This is a genomic window from Streptomyces desertarenae (assembly GCF_042681365.1).
GTDB lineage: Bacteria > Actinomycetota > Actinomycetes > Streptomycetales > Streptomycetaceae > Streptomyces > Streptomyces desertarenae.
On sequence record NZ_JBHUFU010000004.1, the window covers coordinates 242948 to 267720 of the forward strand.

The 24773-nt window shown below is 69.7% G+C and carries 23 protein-coding genes and 2 pseudogenes; 18 read left to right on the top strand and 7 right to left on the bottom strand.

From position 1 onward, the window contains the following. Positions 1-46: 46 nt before the first annotated feature. Complete coding sequence (locus ACFSJS_RS09080; protein WP_356701180.1) at positions 47-181, bottom strand: hypothetical protein; 135 nt, start codon at positions 179-181, stop codon at positions 47-49. Between the two features lie 435 nt (positions 182-616). Between ACFSJS_RS09080 and ACFSJS_RS09085 the strand changes: the two genes are divergently transcribed. From ACFSJS_RS09085 to ACFSJS_RS09165, 17 genes are all read left to right on the top strand, one after another. Beyond that, positions 617-1510: an amino acid--tRNA ligase-related protein gene (locus ACFSJS_RS09085; protein WP_380898736.1), complete on the top strand. Its 894-nt coding sequence runs from the start codon at positions 617-619 to the stop codon at positions 1508-1510. A 28-nt stretch (positions 1511-1538) separates the two neighbouring features. Beyond that, positions 1539-2456 carry a TauD/TfdA dioxygenase family protein gene (locus ACFSJS_RS09090; protein WP_380898738.1) on the top strand — a complete coding sequence of 306 codons (918 nt, stop codon included), beginning with the start codon at positions 1539-1541 and terminating at the stop codon, positions 2454-2456. A 27-nt stretch (positions 2457-2483) separates the two neighbouring features. Continuing rightward, positions 2484-3599, top strand: coding sequence for a DNA alkylation repair protein (locus ACFSJS_RS09095; RefSeq protein WP_380898740.1), 1116 nt, complete (start codon positions 2484-2486; stop codon positions 3597-3599). A 210-nt stretch (positions 3600-3809) separates the two neighbouring features. Continuing rightward, positions 3810-4094 (top strand): hypothetical protein, encoded by a 285-nt coding sequence (locus ACFSJS_RS09100; protein WP_380898742.1) that lies wholly within the window; start codon positions 3810-3812, stop codon positions 4092-4094. After that, positions 4045-4557: a DUF6879 family protein gene (locus ACFSJS_RS09105; RefSeq protein WP_380898744.1), complete on the top strand. Its 513-nt coding sequence runs from the start codon at positions 4045-4047 to the stop codon at positions 4555-4557. Before ACFSJS_RS09100 ends, ACFSJS_RS09105 begins: the two co-directional genes overlap by 50 nt. A gap of 30 nt (positions 4558-4587) precedes the next feature. Continuing rightward, positions 4588-5436, top strand: a complete 849-nt coding sequence (locus ACFSJS_RS09110) for a helix-turn-helix domain-containing protein (RefSeq protein WP_380898746.1) — start codon at positions 4588-4590, stop codon at positions 5434-5436. A 375-nt stretch (positions 5437-5811) separates the two neighbouring features. Beyond that, on the top strand, positions 5812-6930 hold the full coding sequence (gene amcB, locus ACFSJS_RS09115) for a cyclophane-forming radical SAM peptide maturase AmcB (protein ID WP_380898748.1): 1119 nt from the start codon (positions 5812-5814) through the stop codon (positions 6928-6930). Further along, positions 6908-7084 carry a multiple cyclophane-containing RiPP AmcA gene (gene amcA / locus ACFSJS_RS09120; RefSeq protein WP_380898750.1) on the top strand — a complete coding sequence of 59 codons (177 nt, stop codon included), beginning with the start codon at positions 6908-6910 and terminating at the stop codon, positions 7082-7084. The genes amcB and amcA overlap by 23 nt, the downstream gene beginning before the upstream one ends. 62 nt (positions 7085-7146) lie before the next feature. Continuing rightward, complete coding sequence (locus ACFSJS_RS09125; protein WP_380898752.1) at positions 7147-7821, top strand: pentapeptide repeat-containing protein; 675 nt, start codon at positions 7147-7149, stop codon at positions 7819-7821. Positions 7822-7835: 14 nt separating this feature from the next. Continuing rightward, positions 7836-8549, top strand: a complete 714-nt coding sequence (locus ACFSJS_RS09130) for a hypothetical protein (RefSeq protein WP_380898754.1) — start codon at positions 7836-7838, stop codon at positions 8547-8549. 575 nt (positions 8550-9124) lie between these two features. Then, the gene (locus ACFSJS_RS09135) at positions 9125-10993 is read left to right on the top strand and encodes an ATP-binding cassette domain-containing protein (RefSeq protein WP_380898757.1); all 1869 of its coding nucleotides are present in this window, start codon (positions 9125-9127) and stop codon (positions 10991-10993) included. Positions 10994-11064: 71 nt separating this feature from the next. Further along, positions 11065-12528, top strand: a complete 1464-nt coding sequence (locus ACFSJS_RS09140) for an NUDIX domain-containing protein (RefSeq protein WP_380898759.1) — start codon at positions 11065-11067, stop codon at positions 12526-12528. 80 nt (positions 12529-12608) lie between these two features. Next, positions 12609-13646, top strand: coding sequence for a phosphotransferase enzyme family protein (locus ACFSJS_RS09145; RefSeq protein WP_380898762.1), 1038 nt, complete (start codon positions 12609-12611; stop codon positions 13644-13646). After that, on the top strand, positions 13630-14082 hold the full coding sequence (locus tag ACFSJS_RS09150) for an MFS transporter (protein WP_380898765.1): 453 nt from the start codon (positions 13630-13632) through the stop codon (positions 14080-14082). The genes ACFSJS_RS09145 and ACFSJS_RS09150 overlap by 17 nt, the downstream gene beginning before the upstream one ends. Continuing rightward, entirely contained in the window at positions 14079-15455 is a 1377-nt protein-coding gene (locus ACFSJS_RS09155; RefSeq protein ID WP_380898767.1) for a phosphotransferase, read from the top strand. Before ACFSJS_RS09150 ends, ACFSJS_RS09155 begins: the two co-directional genes overlap by 4 nt. A 30-nt stretch (positions 15456-15485) precedes the next feature. Then, positions 15486-17861, top strand: a complete 2376-nt coding sequence (fxlM, locus tag ACFSJS_RS09160; RefSeq protein WP_380898770.1) for a methyltransferase, FxLD system — start codon at positions 15486-15488, stop codon at positions 17859-17861. Positions 17862-17923: 62 nt separating this feature from the next. Then, a complete protein-coding gene (locus ACFSJS_RS09165; RefSeq protein WP_380898772.1) occupies positions 17924-18718 on the top strand; it encodes a hypothetical protein in 795 nt (264 codons plus the stop codon). A 69-nt stretch (positions 18719-18787) separates the two neighbouring features. Here the strand turns inward: ACFSJS_RS09165 and ACFSJS_RS09170 are convergent. Both ACFSJS_RS09170 and ACFSJS_RS09175 read right to left on the bottom strand, forming a co-directional pair. Then, positions 18788-19219: pseudogene (locus ACFSJS_RS09170) on the bottom strand (IS5 family transposase); the annotation flags it as partial. Positions 19220-19229: 10 nt separating this feature from the next. Further along, positions 19230-20597 (bottom strand): hypothetical protein, encoded by a 1368-nt coding sequence (locus ACFSJS_RS09175; RefSeq protein WP_380898775.1) that lies wholly within the window; start codon positions 20595-20597, stop codon positions 19230-19232. A gap of 436 nt (positions 20598-21033) precedes the next feature. Between ACFSJS_RS09175 and ACFSJS_RS09180 the strand changes: the two genes are divergently transcribed. Next, on the top strand, positions 21034-21246 hold the full coding sequence (locus ACFSJS_RS09180) for a hypothetical protein (RefSeq protein WP_380898777.1): 213 nt from the start codon (positions 21034-21036) through the stop codon (positions 21244-21246). A 467-nt stretch (positions 21247-21713) separates the two neighbouring features. Here ACFSJS_RS09180 and ACFSJS_RS09185 read toward each other — a convergent pair. The 4 genes and pseudogenes from ACFSJS_RS09185 to ACFSJS_RS09200 all read right to left on the bottom strand — a co-directional run. Beyond that, positions 21714-22184, bottom strand: a pseudogene (locus ACFSJS_RS09185) (ATP-binding protein); the annotation flags it as partial. A gap of 93 nt (positions 22185-22277) precedes the next feature. Then, positions 22278-22898 carry a hypothetical protein gene (locus ACFSJS_RS09190; RefSeq protein WP_380898779.1) on the bottom strand — a complete coding sequence of 207 codons (621 nt, stop codon included), beginning with the start codon at positions 22896-22898 and terminating at the stop codon, positions 22278-22280. Beyond that, positions 22895-24091, bottom strand: a complete 1197-nt coding sequence (locus tag ACFSJS_RS09195; RefSeq protein WP_380898781.1) for an MAB_1171c family putative transporter — start codon at positions 24089-24091, stop codon at positions 22895-22897. Before ACFSJS_RS09195 ends, ACFSJS_RS09190 begins: the two co-directional genes overlap by 4 nt. Next, positions 24091-24429: a hypothetical protein gene (locus ACFSJS_RS09200; RefSeq protein WP_380898783.1), complete on the bottom strand. Its 339-nt coding sequence runs from the start codon at positions 24427-24429 to the stop codon at positions 24091-24093. Before ACFSJS_RS09200 ends, ACFSJS_RS09195 begins: the two co-directional genes overlap by 1 nt. Positions 24430-24773 lie beyond the last annotated feature (344 nt).

Sequence of the window (24773 nt, forward strand, 5' to 3'; positions counted from 1 at the left end):
GCCCCACCGGCAGCGGTTGCACGTCAGCCGATCAGGACGATCGGGGTCAGGCGGCGATGCCAGGGCGCATGCCGAGCTTGACGCCCGGGCGCATGCCGAGCTTCACGGCGACCGCGCCCGGACGCATGCCGAGCTTGACGCCCTCGCCCGGGCGCATCCCCAGCTTCAGGTTGTTGTCCATGTGCACTCCTCTCGGCCGCGGGCATGCCGCGGCCACGCGTGGTGAATCGGATGGTCGAGCCAGAGATGAGCACGGCTCGAAGGAACCGGCCGGGCGCTGCGCCGAGGGCGCCGGTGAAGCCGTCGCGCCGAGTCGCCGTGCCATCACGCTAGAGCCGCACCAAGGGCACCGGCAACGGGTCATGGCGTTGCGCCTGATGCGTTGGGGGGTTGCGTACCCGTTGCGTCCACCGTGCCGCTGAACTGGGAAAACGCCTCTGCGGGCCGCTGGAATCGCAGCAAAATGCCGTCCATCGACCACTCGGCCGGTGTGCGCGGTCTTCTGTGCCTCGGCGGCGTGCGGCTACCTTGAGGCGCTCCGAGAGAGCCGCGCCGCCCAGGCCATCCCCGTATTACCAACTCCCCTTGTGTGTAGCCGAGTTGAGAGGACGCATGCATGTCCACGCTGTCCGGTCCCATCCACACCAAGGCCCACGTCCTGCGCGGCCTGCGGACCCTGCTGCACGACACGGGCTTCACCGAGGTCGTCACCCCCGTCGCCCGCCGCGCCGACCTCGGGCCTGGCCGCCGCGCACCCGTCGGCCTCCGCGAAGGCCGGTACCTTCGCGCGATGATCGGCCCGGCGCTGCGCGTCAACGTGAGCACTGACCTCCCGCGGGTGTACGAGATCGGCCCGTGCTTCCGGCCCGAGCCCCCGGACGCCCTTCACGCCGCCGAGTTCACGATGCTCGACCTGTACGCCGCGCACCTCGGCTTCGAGGACCTGGTCGACCTCGCCTGGCGCCTGGTCGGCCCGCACCTGCCCTCCTACACCCCCGAGCGGCTCTCGATCGCCGACCACGTCCACACGGAATTCGGCATCGATCTGCGTACCGAGCCCATCGGCGACCTGCACCCGCGCATGGCCGCCCGGATCGGCTCCGACGCGGGCGAGCCGTTCCGCGATGTCCTCGGCCGCTACATCTCCCGCGAGCTGGAGGCCAGCACTGTCGGGCGCGCGGTGTTCCTGACCGACTACCCGTCCGGCGGTGACGAGCCGTGCGCCCGCCTGGCTCCCGGCACCACCGCTGTCCTGGAGCGGTTCGAGCTCATCGTCGACGGCATCGAGCTCGTCCACGGCTACACCGACGAGACGGACCTGAAGGCCTTCACCGAGCGCGCGAAGGCCGTCGGCCTCTACGACGACGAGCAGCGGCTCGCCCAGGAAGCCGTGGAGTCCGGGGCCGTGCCCGCGGACACCGCCGGGCTCGGCATCGGCATCGAGCGGCTGTGCGCCGCCTCCGCCGGACTGCGCGACATCACCCCGTTCCTCCAGTCCCCCCAGTTCTAACCGCCCGCCCTTCAGCCCCGGAGCCACGATGGACCTCGTGATCACCCCGCTGCCCGGCGGATTCGGCGCACGCGTCGGCACCGACCTCGCCCGGGTGACCGGCGCCGCCGCAGCGCGGGCTCTTACCGACGCCCTGCACCGCCACCGCGTGCTGGTCCTGCCCGGCCAGCACCTCAACCACGCCGACCTGCTCGCCGCCGCCGCCCTGTTCGGCGCCGTCGACACCGCCACCGACCGCCGCTACACCGTCCCCGGCTTCCCCGGCCTCACCGTCGTCTCCAACATCCACCAGGACGGCACGCCGATCGGCATCTACGACGGCGACCAGGAGGAGGAGTGGCACGCCGACAACTCCTTCAAGCCCGAGCTGACCGCCGCCACCTTGCTGTACTCGGTCATCACCCCCGGCGAGGGCGGTGAGACCCGCTTCGCCGACGCCACCCGCGCCTACGCCGACCTGCCAGCCGGCCTCCGGGCCCGGGTCGACGGCCTGAGCGCCGTCCACTCCGTCCAGCACCTCGCCGCCCGTCAGGCCGACGCTGCCGACGGCCGCTCCTCCACCCAGGCCGGCACCCTCGCACAGCTGCCCGAGGTCACCCACCCACTCGCCCCCGTCCACCCCGTCACCGGTGTCCGCGCGCTCCTGCTCGGCTCCATGGTCATCCCTCGCATCGAGGGACTGCCCGAAGCTGACGGCCAGACGCTGCTGGCCGACCTCCTCGCCCACACCACCGGCCCCGAATACCTCTACACCCACCGCTGGAAGCAGGGCGACCTGGTCGTCTGGGACAACCTCGCCGTCCTGCACACCGCCTCCCCTTGCGACAGCTCACGCCACCCTCGGCTGCTGGTGCGCGCCGCCGTCCGCCAGCAGGCACACCGCTCCGGTACCCCCGGCGGGGGAATCACCGCCGAGCCGCCCGCCTCCGGATCAAACCGTCACTAAGGTGGGCCAATGAGTAGCCAAGTGCCCATGAAAGAGCGGGCATTGAACCCCGACCGGATCGCCCGGATCGGGCGCGAGATGCAGGCCGCCTGCCCCGGCTTCGACGCCGCCTCCTTCACCGCCCAGGTCACCGCCGACCTCCCCCGCCTGGAGCTCAAAGCCCGCATCGCACGCACGGCAGAGGGCCTGCACCAGCATCTGCCCGTCACCGGGCCGGCCGCCCTCGACACCCTGCTGCGCTCCCTGCCGGCCACCGCGGAAGCCTCCGGCGCGGAAACCGACTTCGGCCTGTACATCTACGCCCCGCACTCCGCCTACGTGGCCGCTCACCACCTCCACCCGGACCACCTCGACCGGGCCTTCGCCGCGCTCGCCGCCCTCACCCCGTACTTCTCCGCCGAGGACGCTGTCCGCACCTTCCTCACCACCTACCCCCGGCAGACTCTGGCGGCGGCCGCAACGTGGGCCGCCGCCTCCGACCACCGGGTGCGGCGCCTGGCCAGCGAGGCCCTCCGCCCCCACCTGCCCTGGTCCGTCGGCACCAGCCTGCCCGTCGACACCGCTCTTCCGCTGCTCGACACGCTGTACGCCGACAGCAGCCGCTTTGTGACCACGTCGGTCGCCAACCACCTGCGCGACATCGCCCGCACCCGTCCCGAGCTGGTTCTCGCCACCCTGACCAGATGGCGCACCGAGGGACGTGCCAAAGACGCCGAACTCGCCTTCATCACCCGCGAGGCACTCAAAGCCCGACTCAAGGCTGGCTGGGCACCCGCCTACACCCTGACCGGCTACGACCCCCAAGCGGCCGTCAGCGTCTCCCCCCTCCGCCTGACCCACACCGAGTACCGGCTCGGTGACGGCCTCGCCTTCGAAGCCGACCTCACCGCCCCCACCGACACCCCGGTCCACATCATGTACGTCCTGACCCGCACCGGCCCCGGCAGCACGGCCGGGGAGAAGGTCGCCCACCTCACCCGGACCACCGTCAAGGCGGGCACACCGCTGCACGTGAACAAGACCCACCCCCTGAAATCCACCGGAACCGCCGCCCTCGCCCCGGGCAACTACCACCTCGCCCTCCAGGTCAACGGCCGCCGCCACTCCCCGGCACCGCTCCGCATCACCAACCGCCCCACCTGACCAGGACGGCTCCACCGCGCAACCGCGCTCCGAGCAGCCTTGCGCCTCCTGCTGGCACAGCACCGTCTGAAGGGGAAGTCACCATGATCGGCAGTTCCGCGGTCTCTCCGAGCCGCGAATGCGCCAATCTCACGACGCAGCCTTGACCGCACCCTTCGGCAGGGGAATGGTGCGCAAGGGTTGGCAACTGGCTTGCGGCTGGGAGGAATCGTGGCTCTACAGTTCGTCGGGAAGGATCCGAACTCGCCCAACGGCGGCTCGCCGACCGTGTGGGTCGAGGACGAGTCAGCCGAGATCGTCGTCCAGGGTTGGCTCCCGGATCCGGAGATGAAAGCGAAGATCGACACGACGGAGTGGGTACCGGGACACCCTGTGGGGGTGCCCGACCACGAGGGCGTCGTGCGCATCCCCGTCGGGATGATTCCGTATCTGAGAGAGGCCTGCGATGCCGCAGAACGACGTGCCGGACTTCACCGCTCTGCTCAGGAGCGCTGACCGCTCGGCTGTCCACCTGGAGATGCGCGACTCCTACATGGCTGACTCGGTGTTCGACGCCTGGCAGGACGGCCGTGAGGTTGAGCTGCCCGACGCCTACCGGCAGTGGCGCACTCTGGTGGAGGAGACCGTGGCCCGCGGCGTCGCCGTACGCCGCGCACGTATCGTCTCCGAGCCGGTGACCGACTACATCCGGTGGGAGCACTCCCTCACCGGACGGCACAACATCGCCGCCGGGGAGGATGTGCGATGGCTGCCGCGTCGGCTCGCCTCCGACCTGATGCTCCCGGGCAACGATCTCTGGCTGATCGATGACGAGCGGGTGCTGTTCCACTGGTTCACCGGTGACGGGGAGTGGGCGGGGCACGAGTTCAGCGAGGACCCCACCGTGGTGAAGACGGTCGTGGCGGCGTTCGAGGCCGTGTGGGCGCGGGCCGTCCCGCATGAGGAGTTCGCGGTCTAGTTCCTGTTCCACCGCCACCGAATCATCAGCATGCCGTCGTCTCCGTCCTCCAGCGTCGTCGAAGCACGCAAGGCCCTCGCCCGCCGCCTCAAAGACCTCCGCAAGGATGCCGGTCTGACCGGCGAGGAGCTGTCCGTCCGGTGCGGGTGGGGCGCCTCGAAGACCAGCCGGATTCAGAGCGCGGACAGGGCCCCGTCCGAGTCGGACATCAGGACCTGGTGCACCGCGTGCGGTGCCGAGGACCAGATTCCCGACCTCATCGCCGCCGCCCGCGCGGTCGACTCGATGTACACCGAGTGGCGGCAGCTGGAGCGCAACGGGCTCCGCGCCGCCCAGGAGTCCGTTACCGCCCTCTACGAGCGCACCCGCCTCATCCGTGTCTACGCGAGCAGGGTCCTGCCCGGCATGGTGCAGACCCGCGAGTACACCGCCGCCGTCCTGCGCTCGATCCAGCGCGATCGCGTCGGCGTGGACGACGTCGACGAAGCCGTACAGGTGAGGATGGACCGCCAGAAGGCCCTCCTCAGTGGGCGGCACAGGTTCGGGCTGCTGATCGAGGAGTACGTCCTGCGGGCGGCCGTGTGCGACCCCGAAGCGATGGCCGACCAGCTCGACCGCCTGATGTCGGTCAGCGCCCGGTCCTTCGTCAGCCTCGGCGTCATCCCTCTCGGCGCCGGCCGCTCGTGCCTGCCCGCCGAAGACTTCTACATGTTCGACGACACCGAGGTGGCCGTCGAGCTGACTTCCGGATATCTGCGGATCACCCAACCGACCGAGATCGCCGACTACGACCGCGCCTTCAACAACCTGGCTGGCATGGCGGTCCACGGCGCCAAGGCCCGCGCCCTGATCCTGTCCGCGCTCGACGCCCTCGGGTAAATCCCGGCAAGAAGTGGCAACTTCGTTGAGGCCGCAGCGCGGAGCTTCCTAGCGTGGTCGCTGCCGCCCGGAGACCGACGACCCTACGGGCCGCTTCCTCTCCGAAGCCTCCGAGGAGTCCTCGATGCCCGTGCTTCCCTCGATCTCTGGGTCTGCCACCCCACCGCACGTGCCCGCCGCGGCCCGCCCCCGCGTATGTCGAGGCGACAACGGGGCGCAGGGCGCGCCCGTGAGCGGCGTGGCCTCCTTCCACGAGGACGGCTACCCCTGGTGCACAGGACGGTCCGCTTCCGGCGTCGAGTGGGCCATGGCTGCGGACAACATCCAGCTCGTCTCCTGACCCGCCCGCTCGAACCTCCGATCGAGAGGAGCACGATGCCCAGCCGGTCCCGTCTGGCCTCCAGGCCGCGTGCGGTGATCATGCAGCCCACCACGCAGTGTCTGCCGATGGACTGCACCTACTGCTACCTGCCGTTCAGGAAGACGAAGCATCTGATGCCGGCCGCCGTCGCCGAGGCTGCGGCGAGGTCCGTCAACCGGTGGGCGGCCGAAGACCCCGCGTTTGAGGTCGTCTGGCACGGCGGGGAGCCGCTGGCCACCGGCCGCGAACACCTGGCCGCCCTCATGGCCCCTTTCCGGGGGGTGAAGCACTCCGTGCAGACGAACGCCGCCCTGCTCGACGACGCATGGTGCGAGTTCCTGCTGGAGCACGAGGTGTACGTGGGCGTCAGCATCGACGGCCCCGAGGACATGAACACCCATCGCGTCACGCTCGCCGGCCGCCCCGGGTTCCATGTCGCGATGCGCGGCATCGACCGGCTGCACCGGCACGGCATCGTGTTCTCCGCCATCGCCGTCGTCTCCGACCCCGACCCCGCGGACGCGGCCCGCTTCTACGAGTTCTTCGCCGAGCTCGGCGTCACAACCCTCGGCGTCAACGTCGAAGAGACCGAGGGAGTCAACTACCACGCGCCCCAGGCAGACCCCGCCCGGTCCACCGAGTTCTGGGCCGCCCTCGCCGACGCCTGGAGGAGCAACCCCGTCATACAGCTGCGGGAGATGACGAGGGTGATGAACTTCGCCAGCGCCGTCCTCCACAGCCACACCCCGGCCTCGGCACCTGCCGACATGCCGTGGGACCCGCTGCCCACCATCGCCTACGACGGCGGCGTGGTCATGCTCTCGCCCGAGCTGGCCGGTTTCACCGACAAGCGGTTCGGCGACTTCACCACCGGCAACGTGCTCCGCGATGGTCTCGATGTCCTCGTGGCAGAAACCGAGAAGCGCACCCCCTGGATCGCCGAGTTCTGGAAGGGCGTGGACGCCTGTCGCGCCACCTGCTCCTTCTTCGCCTTCTGCGGAGGAGCCCACCCGGCCAACCGGTACTTCGAGCACGAGGGCCGCTTCGACGGGACCCGGACCCGGTACTGCACCACCGCCAAGATCGCCTTACTCGAAGGAGTCGCGCGTCATGCTTCCGCCCACCGCCACTGACCTCGTGATGAACTCGGCCCAGGGCTTCCAGGCACTCCTGGAGACAGCCGGCACCCACCCCCTCGCCACCTTCGACAACCGTCCCACCTGGGACAACCTCACGCCCGTGTTCGACAACCGCCCCACCTGGGACGACTGGAGCAAGAAGTCCTAGCCCGCACTGCCATCCGGGCGGCCCGGCGAACCGGGCCGCCCTGGAGCAGAACCAGGAGCACCATGAGCACCCGTACCTTCGGCACCGCCACGATCACCACGCCCGACCTCGACGAGCCGGGCCTCTACCTCACCAACGTCAGCACCCTGGACAACCCGCGGGGCGCCCTCCAGGACTTCACCTTCGGCGACGCGGACCTCCGCTCCCTCGGGCTCGCCGACACCCAGCTCATCACCGGCCGCATCCACAGCGTCCGCGCACAGCGCGTCGAGTTCGAGTCTCTGAACCTGCACAGCGTCGAGATCGCCGGCAGCGATCTCGGCGCGGCGCGCTGGAACGAGAGCAAGCTGACCCGCGTCGTCATCCGGGACACCAAGCTCCTCGGCGCCGCACTCGACGGTCTGGTGCTGGACGATGTGCTGTTCGAGAACTGCAAGCTCGACTACACGACCTTCACCAAGGTCCGCAGCACCGGCCCCGTCGCCTTCGCCGGCTGCATCCTCACCGAAGCCACGTTCACCGACTGCGACTTGTCCAACGTCGTCCTCTCCGACTGCACACTGCGCCTCACCGAATTCGGACCCGGCCGCTACCGGGGTACCGACCTGCGCGGCAACGACCTCACCACCCTCCGCGGTGTCGCCCACCTCGCCAAGGTCCGCATCGACCCGGGCCAGCAGCACGACCTCGCCCAGGCCCTGGTGAGCGAACTCGACATCGCCGTCGGAGACGACTGACCCGGAGCGCCGCATTGCCGCTGCACATAGCCTTCACCAGCCCCGACTCACTCCGCGAACGCTGCGACATCACCACCGTGCGGACCGCCGACACCGAGCCCGCCTACGAACCCGGCGCCGTGATTCCCGCCGGACCATGGCACTCCGTCACCGATGCCGCCGCCCGCGCGCTCATCCCACCCACCGCTACGCAGGCGAGCACGCTCGTGGAGATCGTCCGCCCGCCCCTGCCCTCGCACGGCCGCCTCGACGACCTCGCCCTACCCCTGGGCGACGCACACGCCCAGTACATCGGCCAAGCCCTCGCCAAGCCCGACATGACCACCACGACCGACAACCACCGAGACGGCCGCCTCATCGGCCTCCACCTCGACAACTGGGACAAACTCACCTACGAGCACAAGCCCTCCGGCCGACGCCGCCTCGCCCTCAACCTCGGCCCCGGCATCCGCTACATCATCCTCGCCACCCTCGACGCCCAAGCCGTCTGCCGCGCCGTCCGCCCCAACGACTACGCCTGGCGCCACCCCCACACCGATGACTACCGCACCCACGCCGCCGCCGGATACACGATCAACGTCATACGCATCCGTCTCGTCCCCGGCGAGGGATACATCGCCCCCACCGAGTACCTGCTGCACGACGGCTCCACCGAAGGCCAGGAGGCATCCGCCATCGCCTTCTGGCTCGGCCACTGGCAGAGCGGGAAACTGCCGTCGCTCATATGAGCCCTCCTTGCTGCCGACGACCGTCCCCTGCACCCCGAGGCGATCGCCCACCCCTGATACGCGCGCACTGGCAGCGGCTTTCCCTTCGAGCACCACTCGTCTCCGCGCCCCACATCCGCCAGGGCCTCGCCTGCGACCACCAGGAAGCACGGAGAGCGGCCTGCCCGACGACGCGGCCATGACGCCGCGCCCGTGCCTGACTGACCGCGCAGATTCGCAGTGCCTCAGCATCGGCGTTTCGGCCAATCCGCCACCGGCCGTGCGCTCTTGCGTGGCAAGGGTCGGTGCATTGCGCACCTTCGGAGGACCGCTGGATCTCGGGGAACGCGACGCGTCCGAAAGACACGTGTTCGAAATTGCGGCGGCATCGTTGAACACGCCGACACCACCACGCCCACGAGGGGAATACGTTGACGCAAGTCGAACCAGACAGCGACGAGATCAAGAACCCGCCGAAAGCCGCAGTCACGGGCGATACATCGGATGCCGAGCGTGAACTGTACGGTGGCCGACTGCGCTACGACCAGTCCTACGTCCGACATGAAGACCCCCTGACCCGGCTGAAGTTCGGATACATGGCAGCCGCGCTTCCCCGCATGGTCGGCATGGTGCTGCGTACGGGCTGGGAGACGGACCGGCGGGCGCTCGCCGGGGTCGTGGCGGCGCAGCTCGGGCAGGGCGTGACGGCCGCCTGGGGGCTGGTCGCGGTCAACAGTGTGCTGACGGAGCTGTTCGCCGACGGTCCGACTGCGGACAAGCTCCGCGACGCTCTGCCGTCGCTGGCAGCACTCGCGGTAGCGGCGGTGGCGACCGCGGTGCTGTCGGCGTGGTCGACGGCCATGTCGGGCCGGCTGGAGCCGCAGGTGGAGCGTGCGGTCTCCGCCCGGTACTACACGGCCGTCACCGGTGTGGAGGTGGAGGCGACCGAGCGGCCGGAGGTCCAGCGGGTCCTGGAGGCGGGAAAGTTCGGCACAGACTCGGCCCGCAGCATGCTCCGGCTGTCGGTCGGCGTGGGCAATGTGGTGATCGGCATGGTGGCGGCCGCGGTCGTGCTGGCGTCGCTGCACTGGGTCCTGCTGCCGATGCTGCTGGCCATCGCCCTGCCCAAGGGGTGGGGCGCGGTGCGCTCCGCGCGCCGTGAGTACCTCTCGCGGAGGAACTGGGTCGACCACCGCAGGGCGATCGCCTCTCTGTTGGCCTATCTGACCCGTCCGCACGCTGCCGGGGAGATCCGCGTGCACGCCGCCGGCACGAAGCTGCTGTCCAGCTACGAGGAGATGTCGCGGCAGACGGAGGCGGAGCAGCGGCGTCTGGCCCGGGCGCAGGCTTCCACAGAGCTGGTCGCGGGCGCGTTCGCCGGTGTGGCGTCGCTGGCGTGCTACGGGGTGCTGTGGTGGCTTCTGGCGTCCGGTGGGCTGCCGCTCGCCGTGGGCGGCACGGCGGTGATCGCCATCCGTACCTCGACGGCGCGGCTCACGTCGCTGGTGCAGCAGGTGAACCGGCTGTACGAGGAGTTGCTGTTCCTCACCGACACCGAGGACGCCATCACGGTGGCGGGTGAGAACGCGATCCCGCTCACCGGTAAGCCGCTGCCCGCGCCGGTGCTGGAGGTGCGGACGGAGGAGGTGTCGTTCAGCTACCCGGGCGCCGACGGTCCTTCCCTGAAGGGCGTGAGCGTGCGGGTTCCCCGGGGAAAGGTGACGGCCCTGGTGGGAGCGAACGGCTCGGGGAAGACCACGCTCACGAAGATGCTGGCCGGGCTGCTGCTCCCCTCCGAAGGGAACGTGTGGTGGGTGGGTGAGTCGGGCGAGCAGGTCGAGCTCCGCGAGACGGACCGCGCCCAGGTCTTCGGATCCGTCGGGCTGCTGGCGCAGGACTTCCCGCGCTGGGAGATGACGGCCGCCGCGAACGTGGCCATCGGCGCCGGCGACCGTCCCCGGGACATGGAGCGCGTCCGCGGCTCCGCCCGGGAGGCGGGCGTGCTCGACCTGGTCGAGAGCCTGCCGCACGGCTGGGACTCCATCGTGTTCAAGGGGTACGAGCGAGGTGTCCAGCTCTCGGGCGGACAGTGGCAGAAGCTGGGGTCCGCTCGAACCCGGTACAGGGGGGCGCCGTTCCTGCTGGTCGACGAGCCCACCAGCGCTCTCGACCCCCATGCGGAAATCGCCTCGTTCCAGGGGCTGTGGTCCCTTGCCGAGGAAGGGCACGCGGTCGTCCTCGTCACCCACCGGCTCGCCGCGACCATGCACGCCGACCACATCTACGTCCTTGACCAGGGACGCGTCGTCGAGGACGGCACCCACGACGAACTCATGGCCCGCGCGGGCGGCCTGTACCAGGGCATGTTCACCGCCCAGGCCGCCCAGTACGGACTCGCGCCCGCAGCCGCCAGGCTTCCCGGTCCCCGCGGCATCCAGCCGTCCGACCACGAAACGGCGAGCTGACCCGCTCCAGCGCGACTTCCTCAGCCCGGTCCCGCAGCACCCGCCCCTACGTCGAAGGCGAGACGACGCACGTGCCCCCCAGCTCCTCCTCGATCCGCAAGACCGTCGAGGCGTACCTCGACCGCCACCCTGATGAGCATGACGCCCTGGCCGAGATGCTCGCCTCATTGGAACGGCCTGTCGACGTGACCGCCCGGACGACGCTGCCCGGCCACATCACCTGCAGTGCCGTCGTCATCGACCGCCGGCTCCGGGCGCTGCACATCCGGCATCGGGCCACCGGCCTCATGCTCACCCCCGGCGGCCATATCGAGCCCGGCGACCGCACGCTGCTCACCGCGGCGCTGCGCGAGGTGTCGGAGGAGGCCGGGATCCCTCCGGGTGCCCTGTGCCTGACCCGGCAGATGCTCGGCTCTCCCATCGACATCGACGTCCACGACATCGACGCCAGCCCTTCCAAGGGCGAATCGGCCCACCGGCACTTCGACTTCCGCTATGTGTTCTACCTCGTCGACGAGGAGTTGCCGACGATCACCTTGCAAGACGAGGAGGTGTCCGGCGCCCAGTGGCTTCCGTTGTCGGAGGTCACCTCACCGACCCTGCGTGCGAAGCTCCTCGGGGCGCAGCTGGACGGCCGGCCGGAACCAGTGAACGCATCCGCGCTGATCCACGACGGCCAGGGCCGGTACCTGCTCCATCTGCGCGACCACAAGTCCGGCATTTGGCAGCCGGGGGCGTTCGCCCTTCTCGGCGGCGGCCGGACGCACGACGACCGGAGCATTGAGGACACGCTGCTGCGTGAGCTGTCCGAAGAGGTCCCCGACCTCCGTCTGGAGGACCTGGAGCCCTATGCCGTGGAGGACGCCACCAGCGTCGACGGGCTCCACGTTCCGATCCAGGTGTTCACCGGCCGCTGGCGCGGCAACCCCGACCGGCTGCTGCTGCGCGAGGGAGTGCTGCTGCGCTGGTTCGCCCCCGCCGACCTGGACCGGTTGCGCCTGAGCCCAGCGACCCGAGACCTCATTCACCGGCATGCGGCCGAGAACGGCCCGGACGGCCTGCCGGTCGTAGCTCCTGCCCCGTGGGGCGGGGGCAGCCGGACCGTGCTGAACGGCATCGGCGTGCACCTCCACCTGGAAGATGACGAGGGTCGGGTGCTTCTCGGCCTGCGCCACCCCGACTCGGTGTACGCGGGGAACACCTGGCACTACCTGGCCGGGCGGTGCGAGCAGGAGCCGGCGCGGGCGTGCCTCGTCCGGGAGGCGTGGGAGGAAGCGGGTCTGGTCATCGACCCTGCTGACGTGGATCTCGTGCATGCCGTGCACGTCGTGGACGCCCCAGGCGGACAGCCCTTGATGCAGTTGGTGTTCCGGGCCCGCCGCTGGGAGGGCACTCCGGAGGTCCGCGAACCGGACAAGTGCTTGGTCTGGCGGTGGTGGCCACCGCACGAGCTTCCGGAGCGGCTGGTCCCCTACACCCGTGCGGCCCTCGCCGGCATCGCCGAGGGCCGCGTCTACTCGCAGATGGGCTGGTGAAGGCCGTGAGCGCGCATACCGGGAGCAGCCCCGGGTTGCCGGCCACCCCGTTCGGTCCCCAGCCACCGCGGAGTGCCGAGATGAGCGCGCAGTCCGACATCATGGTCGTGACCGGCATCCTGACGCTGCTGTACCGGATCGTCCCGGTCTCGGTCAGCGAAGGGCCGGCAGGCACGGCGACCCGCAACTACCTGGTCGAGGACCGCAAGGGCGGGCGGTGGTTCGTGAAGGAGTACCCCCGCGGGACCGACGTGGCCGAGGAGCGGCAGGCCCTGGCCCTGGGCGAGTCGGCCAGGGCGACCGGGGTTCCGGTGCCAGCCGTGCGACGGACGGTGACCGGCGAGCTGATCGCGTCGGCCGGAGGACTGTCGGTGTCCGTGACGGAGTACGTCGCGGATGCGCAGACCGCCGAGGGCGGACTGTCCGGCGGCCGGTGGGCCGCGGTGGGCGAGGCCGTCGGCCGTCTGCACCGGGCCCTGGCCCGTCACCCCGCCGGGCCGCCGCGCCCTGTCCCGGTCGGCGCAGTGTGCGACGTCGAGCGGGCCGGGCGACGGCTGGAGGACCTGCTCGCCCGCTGGGCCGCCGCACCACCGTCACAGGGGTTCGCGGCCTGGGCGCACCGGACCGCGGCACGGCGGCTCGCCGCCCTTCCCGAGGCGGCAGCCAGGCTGGAGAGGTTGCCGGTCACGCTGACGGCTCAGGTTGTGCACGGGGACCTGGCCTCGCCCAACCCGCTGCTGCGCGGCGAGGAGGTCGCAGCACTGATCGACTTCCGTCCCCCTGGACATCGCAGCGCCGCCTGGGAGCTCGGTCGGATCGTCCTGGACCCGCGCACCGTGCTGGCCCGCCCCGACGAGTGGATCCCCGGCCTGATCCGTGCAGTGGACGCCTACCGGGTGGCCAACCCCGCCCTCTCCGCCGGGGATCTGCTCGCCGTGCCGCGTGTCGCCGCCGGGTACCTGGCCTGCTCTGTCTATCCCCTGTCCGAGCCGCTGAACGACCCCGCCGCGCTCACCCCAGCGCTGGAGGCGTACGGGCGTGCCCGGCAGGAGGCCGCGACGGTGCCGTGGGAGCGCCTGGAGGAAGCCGAGGAGGTGCTCCGTGACGTCCTGTCCTGAGTGCCTCTCCACACCCGCCTTCGCCCCCTCGTCGCTGTGGTGGCACCGCGACTTCCGCCGGTACCCGAGCGGCCAGACCGCGAGCGTGGCCGGCAGCTCGATCACCCAGATGGCGCTGCCGGTGCTGGCCGTGCTCCACCTGGACGCCGCGACCACCCGGGGCGCATGGCTGGCATTCCTCGAGCAGCTCCCGCCTGTGCTACTCGCTCTGCACGCCGGCGCGCTCGCCGATCGGTACTCCAAGCACCGGCAGGTGATCACCGGTGACCTGGTCCGTGCCGCGGTGCTCGTGACCGTACCGGTGGTGGCCGCGCTCGGCACGCCGACCCTGACGCAGCTCGTGATCGTCGCCGTGCTCCAGGGGGCGGCGAGCGTCCTGCGGGAGAACGCGGTGTTCAGCGTGCTGCTCACGCGGCGCCCGGGAGGCGCCGCGTGAGCAGCGAGCGGCACACCGTGCCGGTGGACGTGCACCTGCTGGCCGTCCGCGACGGCGAGCAGGGCCCGGAGGTACTGCTGTCCCGGCGGGCCGGCGACGTGTACGCGGCGGGCCTGTGGCACGCGCCATCGGGCCACCTGGAGCGGGAGACCATCCTCGCCGCCGTCGCCCGCGAGACGCTGGAGGAGACCGGGCTCGTCGTGGATCCGGCCGACGTCCGGGCAGCGGTCACGGTGCACCACCGGCCACCGGGCGGGCAGGCGCGGATCGGCTTCTTCTTCGAGGTCCGCCGCTGGCACGGCACCCCGCGGATCATGGAACCAGACAAGTGCGACGCGATCGGCTGGTTCCGGCTCGACGACCTGCCAGAGCCGATGGTCGCGTACTGCCGGGCCGGACTGGACGCCTACCGGGCCGGCGCGCCAGTGGCCGTGCACTTCCAGGAACCCGGCGACCCGGTCGCCTACGCCCCGTCCGCCGACCGGCTGGTCCTGGTCGCCAACCGCATCAGCCGCGACGCCGCCCCGGGCGATGCGGTGCGGGCCTTCGCCGAGCAGGCGGTAGGCCGGATCGCCGCTTGGGCGGACGTCTCCTGGGCACGCGAGGAGAGCCGCGTATGGCGGGCGGACGGAGCCGACGGCGGCACCTGGTACGTCAAGATCCACCAGAACGACCGCTTCCACCAGCGCGAGGTCAGCGCCTTGCGCGAATGGGTCCCCATCGCTCTCGGCGCGGCCGCACCCCGCTTGGTGGCCGCCGACCCGGGGCGGCGGTCCGTGGTGCTCACCGCGGTGGGCGGCCGGTCACTGCACGGTGCTGTCCACCCTCCCGAGCAGCAGCGCCGGATCTTCCACCGCATCGGACGGCTCGCGGCGGACATCCATCACAGCGCCCCGTCCCGCCCGGCCGCCGGCACCCTGCCTCTGGGGAAGTTGGAGCGGCACCTGAACGGAGCCCGGCCCTACCTTACGCACGGGGACGAGGAGTTCATTCGCGCCACCGCCGAGAAGGCTGCGGAGCTGCCCGCCCTGGATGAAGTGCCAACACATGGTGACCTCCAGCCCCGCAACCTGCGCTGGGACGCGGACGCTGACGTCCTCTACGTGATCGATTTCGAGCGGTCGGAGCGAGGGCCCGCGATGCGGGACTTCGTCCGGCTGTCCGACGCGTGGCACGGCCGTCCCGACCTCCTGACCGCCGTGATGGACGGCTACGGCCGCCCTTTCACACCGGAGGAAGAGGACCAGCTCACGGTCCTGTCCGTCCTCGATGCCGTCTCCGGCATCTCCTACGGCACCGCCCACGGCGACCCGGAGCTGGTGGAGCGCGGCCACCGCACCCTGGCCCGGCTCCGCCCCGCACAACACCCCTGACCACCACACCGTCACACGAGGAGCAGCACGTTGACGTACATCGTCCGCGACCAGTGGGAGCAGCACTACAGCGACGGCAAGAACTTCCGGCAGGTCGGTGAGCGGGAGCGGGCACTGCTCGCCGAGCACACCTCTGCCCCCGACGGCGGTGGGCGGGCGCTCGACGTGGGATGCGGCACCGGTGGGATGACCGCCTGCCTCGCCTCCCTGGGCTACACCGTGGACGCGTGCGACTTCGCTGAGAGTGCGCTCGACCGGGCCCGCAAGGAGCACGCCGGCGTAGAGGGAGTGCGCTGGCTGCACCTGGATATCGAGCGCGATGACCCGGCCCCGCTGCGCGAAGACGGGTACGACCTGGTCGTGCTGCGACTGGTGTATCCGTTCTTCGCCGACCGCACGCGGATTCTGCACAGCCTCGGAGAGCGGCTGCGTCCCGGCGGCGCGCTCGTCATCATCACCCCAGTGTCCGAGCACACGCCTGAGGAACGGCGCGGGATCGCCCTCGACGAGGAGGAGATCGCTCTGCTGACGGTCGGCTGGGAACGCACGCAGCGGTTCGATGCCGGCCAGCTGGCGGTCCTGATCCTGCGTGGCCCGTGCCATGCCAACACGCGGGCGGTGGAGCGGCAGCGGCCGCCATCCGGCCCGGCGGCGACCGCCGCGCTCGCGGTCGTCACCGACGAGGCCGGCCGGGTCCTGCTCGGTCGCTCGCACCGCGGCATGTGGGAACTCCCGGGCGGTAAAACCCTGGGTGCGGAGCGGTTCGAGGCGGCGGCGGTGCGTGAACTCGCCGAGGAGACCGGGCTCGCGGCCGAGATTGAGAACGCGTACGTGGTGACCATGCTTGCCGATGCCGCCGGTGAGGTGCCCCGGCTCACCGCGGTGGTCCGCATCACCGCCTGGTCGGGGACGGTGTCCAACCCCGAGCCCGAAAAGTTCGCCCGCTGGGAGTTCTTCGACCTGCATGCTCTGGCCTGCGTCGGCGACGTGTTCGCCCCGGCCGCGGCTGCGGTGGATGCCGTGTGGCCCGGAGTCATCCCCAGCCTGCCGCCGACGACCTCCTACCCCGTCGCCGTCGACCAGCCGCCTGTGCCGGGTGAGCCGGCCGAGGCCGTCCGGCTACGCCGGGCGATGGCCGAGACGGTCATCGGTGACGGTTGGGCCGTCTCCGCGCCGGTACGCGACGCTCTGCGCACGGTGCCCCGACACCGCTTCGCTCCCGAGAAGGATCTGAAGACGGCGTACGACGCCGGAGACGTCGCCATCGTGACCCGTCGCGACGAAGCCGGTCGCGCGACGAGCTCGGTGTCCGCGGCATGGCTGCAGGCCGACATGATCGAGGGCCTTGGCCTCGAGCCGGGCGCGGTGGTGTGGGAGGCGGGCTCCGGCGGGTACAACGCCGAGCTGCTCGCCCACGTCGTCGGCCCGGGGGGGCGGGTGATCACGAGCGACATCGACGAGTACGTCGTGCGCCGTGCCCGTCGGTTCACCGCGGAGGCCGGTAGCGGGCGTGTGACCGTCGTCCACGGCGACGCCGCTCACGGCGCGCCAGCCCTTCTGGTCCCGCGCGGCGGGTTCGACGCCATCGTGATCACCTACAACTGCTGGGACATCGCCCCGGCCTGGAAGAACCAGCTCGCCGAGGGCGGCCGGCTTGTGCTGCCCCTCGAGCTCGGCGGCTATACGCGTGCGATCACCTTCCAGCGGGCCGGTGATGTGCTGGTCGCGGAGAAGTTCACGCACTGCGGGTTCGTCCCCGCCCAGGGCGCGCACGCCCGCACCACCGCAGTCGCCGACCTGCTGGACGGTCAATTGCAGCTCCGCTTCGAGGACGGCCCCGCCGGAAACGTCGAGGGCCTGGAGGAGGCGCTGCGCGGACGGCGGCACGAGATCGCCACTGGCGTCACCATGGGCCAGGGCTTCTACTTCGGGTCGCTACAGCTTTACACGGCGACGACGGTGCCCGGATTCTGCCGCCTGGCAGTCACCGCCGACCAGGAGAGCTCGGTCGTCCAGATCACCACCGGCTCGGACGCGCCGGCTGTCCTCGGCGGCGCCTCGCTCGCCTACCTCACCTATGTGCAGACCCGGCACAGCGAGATTCGCGAAGAGCGTGAATGGGAGTGGTACGTCCACGCTTTCGGTGACCAGGGACCCGCTCTCGGCGAGAAGCTGGCGGATGCGGTCAGGGCCTGGCACCGGGACGTACGCGGCGACGGCGGCAGGAGCACCGATCCGGCCGTGACCGTGCACCCCGCCGGAACGCCGGACCACCGGCTTCCTCCCGGCGACGTGGTGGACAAAGCCCTCTGCCGCATTGTGGTGCAGTGGCCCGGCCGTAACACCCTCCTGCCCTCCCCCGTTGACCGGGTCGAAGCACGGACCGCTTCCGGGGAGGGCATGTGACGGGCGGACCAGCACCGGCGGCGGTCTTCGCCGCGCCGCCAGCACGTGACGAGCAGACGCGGATGCGGGACGCTCACGCCGCCGCGGCACGCAGCCTCCAGGTGACCGCGTCCGGTCCGGAAGTATGGGGCTGGCAGGGCCGCACCCTCAGCCGGCGGGCCGGGAGCTGCTGGCTGCGTGTCGTGGCCGCACCGGTCGCGAAGCAGGGCGGGCGGCTGTGGGAGGGCACCGCCTTGGCGGACGCGCTCGTGCCCCGGTCGGTGCCCCGGCCGCGGCTGCGCGGCCTGCTTGACTGGAAGGCCGACGGCTCCGCCTACCGTGCCGAGCTCACCGAATACGTCAGCGTGCCCCCGGTGACGAGTGGAACGCCGGTGCTCGCCCGGGATGTCGCCCTTCCTGACGCGTGGTGGGCGGATCTGCGCACCGCACTGGAGACGCTCGCCACGGTGCCCACCGATCGGGAGGCGGTACGGCAGCGGTGGATCGACAACAACTTCCGCCGCTTCCTCGGCATCGACCCCATCCAGATCCACGCCTACACCACCGGCCACGGAGACCTTCACTGGGCGAACCTCACCCACGCGCCCCTGGTCCTGCTCGACTGGGAGAACTGGGGGCGCCTGCCCGTCGGCTACGACCTGGGGCTACTTCACGCCTACTCCCTGACCGCGTCCGCGACCGCAGCGCGGATCCGCCACCAGTTCGCCCACGTCCTCGGCACGGCTGCCGGCCGCGCCGGGGAACTCGTCACACTCGGCCAGCTCCTGCAGGCCTGCAGCAGAGGCGTCCACCCCGGACTCGCCCCGCTCATCGCCCGCTGGGCCGAGCACCTCACCGGCACTCCCGTACCCGTGTAGGTTCCGCAGTTTCGCGAGCACTTCCGCGTGATCATGAGCAGAGGTAACGTTCAGTAGCGGCCAGTTGTCGGTGGTCAGTCCGCCGCGCGAGCGCCCCAGCGCCTGGCGAGCCGCCGCACGTACCAGATCTTCCAGCTCGTCCCCCGCCTCCGCACCCCTTTACGGGCGCCGGCGGCGTGCTGGTGGGCCCGGCTGATCGTGAAGTCGACCGACATAGTCCACTCCACGGCCCCGACAGAGTCGTCCCGGACCTGGGCCTGTTCCAGCAGACGGGCCCAGGTCCCGTCCACCTCCCAGCGGGCGAACCGCTCGTAGGCCGTCTAACCACGACCCATAGCTTTCCGGCAGTTCACGCCACGGAGCACCCGTCCGCTAACGCCATAACACCCCGTTGATCATCTGCCGATGATCACACCACGGCCGCCTACGACCATTAACACCTGGTAGCAGAGGCGCTACGCGTTCCCACACCACATCCGTCAGGTCACCACGACCCACCACAAGATCATTATCAGAGGTCTTCGTCCGTGCTGAGGAAGACTGACTTGAACAGGTCGGCCGCGTCAACGAGGGGCCTGGTAGGCACCCGGAGTTCACCACTAGTCACCGCGTCGTTGCCGTCCTCGGTAAGTTCCCACGAGACCTCCACCGAACTGGCCTGGGCATCCCTCGCGATGATCACGTAGTCGTCTTGGTCGCTCGTCCAAGGTACGTTCGGGCGGAACGACTCCGGAGTGAGCACAACTTCAGCGTCCTCGCCGTGGTTGCTCCAGCTCACGGGATAGCCCCGTGGGAGGGGTCGGATAGTCGAGTGGTCGAAGCTCGGCAGGAACGGCTTGTGCGGCCCCAGTACTGGTTCGACGGCCTTCTCGAAGTCTGCGTCGTCCGGGTCGAGGTAATCCAGCACCTCGCAGTTATGGAACGTCAGAATCAGGTGCGGCTTGGCCACGAAGCGATCGCGACTGACCACCTGGACGCCGACACCCGGCATCCCGACGCCTAGGAGGTGCTCCCGCCCCTTGGCGATGTGCTCGGCCTTCTTGCTCTGCCATACGGCAAGCGCCTGCTCTCGGTCCTCCGTCGACAGCGGCTTCGGGCTGCCGAAGACGCTCGACGGCAATGTGAACGGCGTTGAGGCCGGAGTGTCTTCAGCCGGTGTCGGCTGCTTGGTGAACTGCTCTTCTTCGTAGCCGCGCAGGCTCTCCAGGATCTCGTCCACGCGGTCGACCCTGCAGATCGGGCCGAGCAGTTGCACCTCAAGGTCAATCGGTGGCCTCCCGCCCCGGCGGACGCGCTCGACGAGGGCGAGGACCTCTCCGGAGCGTGCGGGCCGCGTGTTGCTGGTGCCTCGCACGTAGATCGCGCCGTCCTCGAGGCTGTCGCGGCGGTCGTCACCCTGATAGCTCTTGTGACACGGGAAAATCGTCTGGCCATCCTCCGGCGGCTGGGCGATGACGAACAGGACCTCGTGGTCGGAGTCGATGCCGATCCGGCCGAACTCGAAGGCCGGGAACTGGGGCCCGAGGTAGGGGCGGAGCCGGTCCTCGAGCTCGTGCGCCTCGGTCCCGCGCAGTACTCCGGGAGCGCTGTTCTTCTGTGCGCCGATGACCAGGACCGCGTAGCCGTGGAAGTGCCGAGCCGCCTCCCCCGGACGCCGGTTCGCTGCGCCTAGGAGGAACTTTGCGATCTTGGCCGCGGTCGCCTTGCTATTCATGTCGAGTGGGCTCTTGACCTCGAGGTAGGTCGTCTCGGCCTCGTCGCCGACAGCGACTACGTGCCCAAGAACACCCCGTAGGGCGCGCTCACCGAGCGGGATGACGCTGGTGTCGAGAGCGGAGGTCCCGGCGTCCGAGTCGTCTGAAGGCAAGAGATCTGGCATGGAACGATTCTCCCATTCATGACCCGCCGGGCGGGATCGAGCATCCGCCTCCGAGAAGCCTGGGCCGCGGTCACGGCGCAACACAGCCGATGATCGCCGGTTACCCCAACCGGCGATAATCACGACACTTGAAGCCCCCCTCCGGCGCGAATCTCAGCGGTCCGGCACGCGCATGGCCTGCAAAGCCGACCCACGAGCAGCCCCATCTCTCCCCCACGGCCGCGAGCCTGCCGCACAAAGCGATGCCCGTTACTCACAGCCACCACCCAAGCATCGATCGCAGAGGCGAGTGCTCATGATCGTGCGACGGGCCCCACGACTAAGAATACTCACCGCGGTCAACGCCCCAGGTAGCCGGACGGCCGATGCTCACGAAATCGCGGAACCTACGACCCGCTCCCTGACCGACCCGGCTGCCGCCGGGGTGGAGGAACACGTGCCCAAGCCGCGTATCGACGTCGTCCTTGACGACTGCGGGTACCCGCCCCGGACGATCCGCTGCACCCGCCCCGTCGACCTGGTGAACACCACGGATCCCAAGCTTGTCGCCGCCGCATTCGGCATGGACCCGCAGGCCACTCTGATCTACCTGGCCGACCACGTCGACGAGGGATGCCTCCCGACCTCGGAGCCGAGCCGGAAAAGATAGGAGACAGCATCAGAGACTCCCGCAGAATTGCGACCATGACCGTCTTCTCCTGCATCGCCTGTCAGCAGCGAATCAGCCCCGGCCTCCGGTAAGTACCGATGCCGCCGCCGGTGACAGAGGAAGCCCCGGGACATAGGTTCCTGCCACCGCTGATGCCGCGTGGCTTGTATACGGTCAGCCCTCACACTGGCGTGTTCACCCTCAATCCCGACGACGTCTCGGGAGTGACCAGACACTCTGACCGTGGGCGGCTCAACGGATGCTGCGGCCTCGATGGCCTGGACGGCCCCAACCTTGTCTGCGATGCTTGTGGAGCCGAAGTCGCCACCCAGCAATCGGATTGCTGGTCTCAACAACTGATCGCGTTGATCCCCGACGCGGTGGCCATAACGGTCTCGCCCTCCGCCTGAACCCATGGAGTCTCAGCAGCATCTCGCACGGGTTCGCCGGAACATGTGCGCTTTGCTGAAGGACTCGTTGGAGGCGATGGCGACGCTGTTCTTCTCCTCGCGTTCGGTCAGGGCCTGGAAGAGGAGTTCGGCGCCGCACCGGTCGAGTTCCATATAGCCAAATTCGTCGATGCAGAGCAGGTCGACGCGGCCGTAGCGGGCGATGGTCTTGGCCAGCTGCTTCTCGTCCGCGGCTTCGACCGGCTCGTTGACCAGCTTGGTCGCCAGGACGTACTTGACGCGGTAGCCAGCCATCGCGGCCTCGGCGCCCAGTGCGATCAGCAGGTGAGACTTGCCCGTGCCGGAGTCTCCGATGAGGCAGAGGGGTAGGCCCTTCTTGAGCCATTCGCACTTGGCGAGGGTGTGAATCATGGCTGCGTCGATGCTGGGGGTGGCCTCGAAGTCGAACTTCCGCAGCGACTTGTCGCGGGGGAAGCCGGCGGCCTTGATGCGGCGCTCGGAGCGGCGGCGGGCGCGGTCGTCGCACTCGGGATCGGCGCAAGGTGTTCGGTTTGGATCACCAGGGGCTGTCCGGGCTAACCGGTGGGCAGCACCTGGTGAACCTCTCCCGGCCTTTGGTAATCACCTGAGAAGTGCGAAGACGAGGGCGGCGACGGAGCCGAGGGCGGTTCCGCAGACGAGCTGAGCCACGGTGTGTGCCTTCAGTACGCGGCGGGACCAGCCGATGGCCACGACCAGCGCTACCGCGGGGAGCAGCACCTGACCGTAGGCCAGGAGCAGGATCATCACCGTGCCGCCGGCGACAGCATTGTGTACGGAGATCTGCCACCACACCGTCACCGCCAGGCTGCTGGCCAAGCCGACAAGCATGGCGATGACCAGGGCGAAGACCTCGCGGGGCGCGTTGAGGACGTCGAGCAGCACGATGCCGGTGACGACCGAGCCAAGAGTGGCCGCCAAGGGCGCGATGCGCTGTCGGCGCACCCGGATGTGCTTGTCGGTGAGCTTCCCTCGGCGTACGCCGAGCCGGATGATCGCAAGAGGGATGATGCCGCAGAAGAAGGCGGCGAACAGCCCCCAGCCCACCCCAACGAGACTGCCTGTGCTGTGCCAGCCGATGAGCAGGAGCAGGGCGATGACGAGGTGGCCCGGCGCCAGAGCGTCCGTGATCACCTTGGCCGCCTTCACTCGGGGAGTGGCCTCGGCGTAGGTGGGGGTCGGGGGTGCGGTGAAGGTGCTCATGTCTGTTTCTCCGGCAGGCGGTCGCAGGCGTCCGCGATGTCTCGGACGAGGTCGGAGTGGTAGGCGTCGGACAGCTGGGTGAGTGCTGAGATCTCGCTGCGCAGGTCCCCGCCGCCTCTGGTCGGCTGGTGCTCCGTGTTCGAGCCGGGGGTATCACCGCGCAGCTTGGAGCGGCGAGCGGCGGCGAGCCAGCAGGCTTCAGTGGTGACAGTGGCCCGAGATTCGGCGAGCCCTCGGGCCTCGACGTGCTGCCTGGCTCGTTCCCGGATGTCGGCGGGCGCGTAGTCGCTGAGGGCGAGGGCGGCGTCGCGGATCTCGATGGTGCGGCGGTAGAGACGGCCGTGCACGTTGCGAGGGTCGAGTCGTTCGGTGGCCAGGCCGCGCGGGGGATCGAGGCGCACGGAGGGGGTGGCCTCGGTGAGAGCACACCACAGGGGGTGAAGGCGCAGCAATGCGCGCCGCTCGGCTCGCCAGGTGCGCAGCTTGCCGAGCACTGGGAGGCTGCTGCCGACGACGATGAGGAGGAGGGCGGCCATGAGCAGGTAGGTGCTCACGTAGTCGTCGAGGTCTCCGGGGAGGATTCCGTCCCCGGTCATGTGGGCGACGAGCGCCGCGATGCGGGTCAGGGCGTAGACCACTCCGGCGGCCAACCCGGCACCGATGACGCGAAGCCCCCAGCTGAGGGCACCGTCACTGGAGTCGCGTCCCCAGCGCCAGCAGACCCGCATGCCGCTCAGCAGCGAGGCACTGAGGAAGCCGAGGAACACGGCAGTGTAGGCGAGGAGTGCCAACCGGGCCGTGGGGTCCTGGAATATCGCCCTAGTCTCGTACGGCTGAAGCTCGGCGAAGAAAAGCACCGCCATGGCGGCTGCGGTGACAAAGGGGAGAATGACACGCATCCGCTTCGCCACAGGACTGCCGCCCTGTTGTCCGGACACCCTGCGCAGGAACGCCAGCAAGGCAGCCGACGAGAGCACTCCGCCAAAGAGATGCTTCAACAGGTAGGAGAGATCGGTGACTTCGGTCAGCTGGTCCAGTGCCCGCCCTGCCGGCAGGCGCAATGTCATCATCATGGCCAGGCCGAAGAAAGTCCACCACAGGGTTCGGTCCTGGCCTTTCCGCCAAACCTTGGTGGCACGCCACCCGGTGGTAATCCACAACAGGACTGCTACGACCGCCTCAAACGAATCCATCAGATTTCCTCACCGCGCAACGCCGCGTCAAGGCGGTCGAGTTCGGGGGCGCGGTCCTCTGCCATGGACTGCAGTTTGGCCGCTTTGGCAATGCGGGTGGCGAGTTGTTCGGCTTCCCGTTCCTGTGGGCTGCTGAAGTTGGCGCGGCCCAGTACGTTGCGGACGGTACGGGGGTCGATGCTGGTGAAGAGTCCGGTCAGGTCGGCGCCGGGGTCCGTACCGGTCGCGGTGGTGTGCCCGAGCAGCATGTGGCTGATCTCGTGCAGGATGATGTGGTCGCGATGCAGTGGAGAGGTCGACGCCTCGTAGAAAATGTAGTCGGCGTTGTCGAGTGCCACCCACAGGCCGCACAGTTCATCATCCGCTCCGGCTACCCCTTCAGCCGCTTGTACCTGGAGACGGCGCCCGCGATGTTGCGCGACGGCATCGCAGAACTTCCGGATGTCGAAGGGGGAGGGAATCTTGATCCCGTCCAGAGGGTCGGGGTTCTCCTGACGCCGGCGTCGGCGGAAGGGTCTCTGGAGTCGTCGCCGCAGACGCAATGGTTCTCTCCCGGACCTTCATGACCTGTTTTCTACACGATGCATCGTTTCATGCACCACACAGGTAACGATAGGCGACCCGATTCCTTGATCAATTCACAAAGCAGTCAGGGTTTTCATGATCAGCACTCTCGGTTACG

Excerpts from the sequence above, each read along its gene's own strand:
- ACFSJS_RS09110 (WP_380898746.1), top strand. The coding sequence starts at position 4,588 with ATGCCGTCGTCTCCGTCCTCCAGCGTCGTCGAAGCACGCAAGGCCCTC.
- ACFSJS_RS09190 (WP_380898779.1), bottom strand. The coding sequence starts at position 22,898 with ATGAGCACCTTCACCGCACCCCCGACCCCCACCTACGCCGAGGCCACT.
- ACFSJS_RS09080 (WP_356701180.1), bottom strand. The coding sequence starts at position 181 with ATGGACAACAACCTGAAGCTGGGGATGCGCCCGGGCGAGGGCGTCAAG.
- ACFSJS_RS09195 (WP_380898781.1), bottom strand. The coding sequence starts at position 24,091 with ATGGATTCGTTTGAGGCGGTCGTAGCAGTCCTGTTGTGGATTACCACC.
- ACFSJS_RS09095 (WP_380898740.1), top strand. The coding sequence starts at position 2,484 with ATGAAAGAGCGGGCATTGAACCCCGACCGGATCGCCCGGATCGGGCGC.
- ACFSJS_RS09165 (WP_380898772.1), top strand. The coding sequence starts at position 17,924 with ATGCGGGACGCTCACGCCGCCGCGGCACGCAGCCTCCAGGTGACCGCG.
- ACFSJS_RS09085 (WP_380898736.1), top strand. The coding sequence starts at position 617 with ATGTCCACGCTGTCCGGTCCCATCCACACCAAGGCCCACGTCCTGCGC.
- ACFSJS_RS09175 (WP_380898775.1), bottom strand. The coding sequence starts at position 20,597 with ATGCCAGATCTCTTGCCTTCAGACGACTCGGACGCCGGGACCTCCGCT.
- ACFSJS_RS09090 (WP_380898738.1), top strand. The coding sequence starts at position 1,539 with ATGGACCTCGTGATCACCCCGCTGCCCGGCGGATTCGGCGCACGCGTC.
- ACFSJS_RS09125 (WP_380898752.1), top strand. The coding sequence starts at position 7,147 with ATGAGCACCCGTACCTTCGGCACCGCCACGATCACCACGCCCGACCTC.
- amcA (WP_380898750.1), top strand. The coding sequence starts at position 6,908 with ATGCTTCCGCCCACCGCCACTGACCTCGTGATGAACTCGGCCCAGGGC.
- ACFSJS_RS09105 (WP_380898744.1), top strand. The coding sequence starts at position 4,045 with ATGCCGCAGAACGACGTGCCGGACTTCACCGCTCTGCTCAGGAGCGCT.
- amcB (WP_380898748.1), top strand. The coding sequence starts at position 5,812 with ATGCCCAGCCGGTCCCGTCTGGCCTCCAGGCCGCGTGCGGTGATCATG.
- ACFSJS_RS09135 (WP_380898757.1), top strand. The coding sequence starts at position 9,125 with ATGGCAGCCGCGCTTCCCCGCATGGTCGGCATGGTGCTGCGTACGGGC.
- ACFSJS_RS09145 (WP_380898762.1), top strand. The coding sequence starts at position 12,609 with ATGAGCGCGCAGTCCGACATCATGGTCGTGACCGGCATCCTGACGCTG.